5 protein-coding genes are annotated in these 4,159 nt (G+C 68.5%); all 5 read left to right on the forward strand.

What is annotated here, in order from left to right; all coding sequences use genetic code 11:
* Positions 1 to 240: 240 nt before the first annotated feature.
* Positions 241 to 966, forward strand: a complete 726-nt coding sequence (locus B0W88_RS30045; RefSeq protein WP_077038183.1) for a TorF family putative porin — start codon at positions 241 to 243, stop codon at positions 964 to 966.
* A gap of 31 nt (positions 967 to 997) precedes the next feature.
* Positions 998 to 1,336 (forward strand): P-II family nitrogen regulator, encoded by a 339-nt coding sequence (glnK, locus tag B0W88_RS30050; RefSeq protein WP_077038184.1) that lies wholly within the window; start codon positions 998 to 1,000, stop codon positions 1,334 to 1,336.
* A gap of 31 nt (positions 1,337 to 1,367) precedes the next feature.
* Complete coding sequence (gene amt / locus B0W88_RS30055; protein WP_077038187.1) at positions 1,368 to 2,906, forward strand: ammonium transporter; 1,539 nt, start codon at positions 1,368 to 1,370, stop codon at positions 2,904 to 2,906.
* Positions 2,907 to 2,980: 74 nt separating this feature from the next.
* Complete coding sequence (locus tag B0W88_RS30060) at positions 2,981 to 3,334, forward strand: hypothetical protein (RefSeq protein ID WP_077038185.1); 354 nt, start codon at positions 2,981 to 2,983, stop codon at positions 3,332 to 3,334.
* A 57-nt stretch (positions 3,335 to 3,391) separates the two neighbouring features.
* The coding region (locus B0W88_RS30065; RefSeq protein ID WP_077038186.1) for a TolC family protein at positions 3,392 to 4,159 on the forward strand (768 nt) is incomplete at its 3' end.

A 4,159-nucleotide genomic window follows, 5' to 3' on the forward strand; every position in this document is an offset into this window, starting at 1 on the left:
CGGGCCGCTCGCGCACAAGTTCGGTGCATATCCCACGAATGCCGGCCAAAAGACTCGTCACCAATGTGGTGCATTTGTCGACTCATCGTCCGGGTTTGCCCTTGGTTATGGGTCTTCGAGCCCAAGTCATGACCACGGGAAGGGCTCGTCCGCCCCATTCCGGCGCTGGCACGGAAGCTGCAAAGCTGGTGCGAAGTCTGCGTTGTCTCTCTACCCAATACCCCTAATCAGGAGCCCACGATGAAGTCGACCCTTGCCTTGCTGGCCCTCACCCTGACCGCTGGCGCGGCCCTGGCGGATGAGGCCCCGGCGGCGCCCGCCGATCCGCTGTCGTTCAACGTCAGCGTGACCAGCGACTACCGCTATCGCGGCATCTCGCAGACCCGCCTGAAGCCTGCGCTGCAGGGCGGCGCGGACTACGCCTTCGACAGCGGCTTCTACGTCGGCACCTGGCTGTCGACGATCAAGTGGATCAAGGACGCCGGCGGCAGCGGTGGCGTCGAGTGGGACATCTACGGCGGCTACAAGACCGAGGTGGCCAAGGGCCTGACGCTGGACGTCGGCGTGCTGCAGTACGCCTATCCGAGCAATGACCTGAACCCCAGCGCCAACACCTTCGAGGTCTACGGCGCGCTGAGCTTCGGCCCGGTGACGGCCAAGTACTCGCACAGCCTGACCAACCTGTTCGGCTTCGCCGACTCGAAGAACAGCGGCTACCTGGACGTGTCCGCCGCGCTGGACGTCGGTGGCGGTTTCACGCTGACGCCGCACGTGGGCCACCAGACGGTCAAGCACAACTCCCCGTTCTCGTACACCGACTACTCGCTGACGCTGAACAAGGACTTCGCCGGCTTCACCTTCGGCGCGGCCGTGGTCGGTACCGATGCCAACAAGGCCTATGTCGGCCCGGGCAACAAGGATCTCGGCAAGACCTCGCTGGTCGTGTCCGTGAAGAAGACGTTCTGAACAGCAGCAGGCCAACAGACAGGAGCACCCCATGAAATTGATCACCGCCGTCATCAAGCCCTTCAAGCTTGACGAGGTGCGCGAAGCCCTCAGCGCCATCGGCGTGCAGGGCCTGACCGTCACCGAGGTGAAGGGCTTCGGCCGCCAGAAGGGCCACACGGAGCTGTACCGCGGCGCCGAGTACGTCGTCGACTTCCTGCCCAAGGTGAAGATCGAGGCGGCGGTGGCCGACGATGTGGTGGACCGCGTCATCGAGGCGATCGAGACGGCGGCCCGCACCGGCAAGATCGGCGACGGCAAGATCTTCGTCTCGCCGCTGGACCAGGTGGTGCGCATCCGCACCGGCGAAACGGGGCAGGACGCCCTGTAAGAACAACAGAGCCATTGGAGAACGACTCGTGATCAAGAAACTTCTCGCCTCGCTGGCGCTGGCTGCCGCGGTGTTGGCACCGGCCGCCTGGGCCCAGGATCCGGCGGCCTCGCCCCCGGCCGATGCGCCCGCGGCCGTGGCCTCCGCGCCTGCCGCCGAAGCTCCCGCTGCAGCCGCTTCCGGCGCTGCCGCTGCTTCCGCTCCCGCCGAGGCTGCCTCGGCCGCGCCCCAGCCGGTGCCCAACAAGGGCGATACCAGCTGGATGCTGCTGTCCACCCTGCTGGTCATCATGATGACGGTGCCGGGTCTTGCACTGTTCTACGGCGGCCTGGTGCGCAGCAAGAACATGCTGTCCGTGCTGATGCAGGTGATGGTCGCCTTCTCGATGATCCTGGTGCTGTGGGCCCTGTACGGCTACAGCCTGGCCTTCACCGAGGGCAACAAGTTCATCGGCGGCACCGACCGGATCCTGATGAAGGGCATCTGGGACAACGTGGCCGGCACCTTCTCGAATGCGGCGACCTTCTCCAAGGGCGTCTACATCCCCGAGATCGTGTTCGCCTGCTTCCAGGCCACCTTCGCCGGCATCACCGCCTGCCTGATCGTCGGCGCCTTCGCCGAGCGCATCAAGTTCTCGGCCTGCCTGCTGTTCCTGGCGCTGTGGTTCACCTTCAGCTACCTGCCGATCGCCCACATGGTCTGGTTCTGGGCCGGCCCGGATGCCTACACCTCGGCTGACGTGGTCGACAAGGTCAACGCCACCGCCGGCATGATCTGGCAATGGGGTGCGCTGGACTTCGCCGGCGGCACGGTCGTGCACATCAACGCCGCCGTCGCCGGCCTGGTGGGCGCCTTCATGGTCGGCAAGCGTATCGGCTACGGCAAGGAAGCCTTCACGCCGCACAGCCTGACGCTGACGATGGTCGGTGCCTCGCTGCTGTGGGTGGGCTGGTTCGGCTTCAACGCCGGCTCCGCGCTGGAAGCCAACGGCTTCGCCGCCCTGGCCTTCATCAACACGCTGATGGCGACCGCTGCCGCCGTGCTGGCCTGGTGCATCGGCGAGTCGCTGCTGAAGGGCAAGGCCTCGATGCTGGGTGCAGCCTCCGGCGCCGTCGCCGGCCTGGTGGCGATCACCCCGGCTGCCGGCAACGTCGGCATCGGTGGCGGCCTGATCATCGGCTTCATCGCCGGCTTCGCCTGCCTGTGGGGCGTGACCGGCCTGAAGAAGATCATCGGCGCGGACGACTCGCTCGACGTGTTCGGCGTGCACGGTGTCGGCGGTATCGTCGGCGCGCTGCTGACCGGCATCTTCAACAGCCCGTCCCTGGGCGGCCCCTCGGCCGTCGGCGACTGGGTGACGGCCGCGGCCATCACCCCGGATGCCTACTCGATCGGCTCGCAGTTCCTGGTGCAGCTGAAGGCCGTGCTGGTGACCATCGTCTGGTCGGGTGTCGTCTCGCTGATCGCCTACAAGATCGTGGACATGACCGTCGGCCTGCGCGTCAGCGAAGACGCCGAGCGCGAGGGCCTGGACATCACCTCGCACGGCGAGACCGCGTACCACAAGTAATCTTGAGGTTCGACTGACCGCCAGGGCCGCCTTCGGGGCGGCCCTTTTCATTGGGCGCTAGACTTCGCCTGCCCATGCGCCGCTCCACCCATCGCCTGTTCACCGCGCTGCTCGTCGTCCTGTCGCTGCTGTTCTCGCAGCTGGCGATGGCGCGCTACGTCTGCCCGCAGCAGATGACGGCGATGGCCGGCATGGACTGCGAGGGCATGGACATGGACCAGCCGACGCTGTGCCACCAGCATGCCGCCGACCCGGGCCAGCATTTCGAGGCGGCCAAGCCGGCGACGGCCTCGCCACCGATGCTGCTGCAGGTGATCGAGCTGCCGCCCGTGCCGGAAGCGACGCTGCAGTTTCCGCCGGCCGCCGCGCCGGCGCTGCGGCCGCCACCGGACCCGCTCTTCCTTTCCACGCTCAGGCTGAGAGTCTGATCCGCTCCGTCGTCGTCGACTGAACCGCCCGGTTTTCGTTCGTCTTCGGAGTTTTCCATGTCTGCCTTTCTCCTGTGCGCGGCCGCGCTGGCCGCCGCGCAAACGCTTGCCTTCGACCAGGCGCTGGACCTCAGCGTCCAGCGCTCCGAGGCGGCCCGAGCCGCGCGCGCCGCGGCACACGGCGCCACCGAATCCTCGCGGGCCGCGGCCCAACTGCCCGACCCGATGCTGCGCGCCGGCATCGACAACCAGCCCACATCCGGCGGGCGTGAGCCGATGACGATGAAGCGCATCGGCCTCAGCCAGGAATGGGTGCCGGCCGACAAGCGCGCCGCCCGCGCGGCCGTCGCCGAGGCGATGGGCGAGCGCGAGGCCACCCAGTCCCGCATTGCCGAGGCGGATGCGCGGCTGCGCGCGGCGCTGGCCTACGTCGATGCCTGGTATGCGGATGCCGCGCTGCAGCTGGCCGTGGAGCTTGAGGCCCGCTTCCGCGAGGAGATGGACGCCGCGCGCGCCCGGCTGGCCGGCGCGGGCGGCGAGGCGGCGCCGGTGCTGGGCCTGGCCGCCGAACTCGGCACGGCCGAGGACGAGAGCGAGCAGGCCCGCCAGCAGCAGGCCGGCGCCTTCATCGCGCTGCAGCGCTGGGTGGGGCTGCGGCCCGATGCGCTGGCGCCGTTGCCGGCGCTGGCGATGCCGGCTGAGGAGGACTTCGTCGCCGGCAGCCCCGCCGTGCTCGCCGCGCGGCGCGAGCTGGAGCTGGCCCGCCGCGGCGCCGATCTGGCCGCGAAGGAGGTCCGGCCCAACTGGACCTGGGAGGTCGCCTAT

The organism is Pelomonas sp. KK5 (genome assembly GCF_001984095.1).
Taxonomy (GTDB): Bacteria; Pseudomonadota; Gammaproteobacteria; order Burkholderiales; family Burkholderiaceae_C; genus KK5.

Coding starts and splice junctions, on each gene's coding strand:
- B0W88_RS30045 (WP_077038183.1), top strand. CDS start 241: ATGAAGTCGACCCTTGCCTTGCTGGCCCTCACCCTGACCGCTGGCGCG.
- B0W88_RS30060 (WP_077038185.1), top strand. CDS start 2,981: ATGCGCCGCTCCACCCATCGCCTGTTCACCGCGCTGCTCGTCGTCCTG.
- glnK (WP_077038184.1), top strand. CDS start 998: ATGAAATTGATCACCGCCGTCATCAAGCCCTTCAAGCTTGACGAGGTG.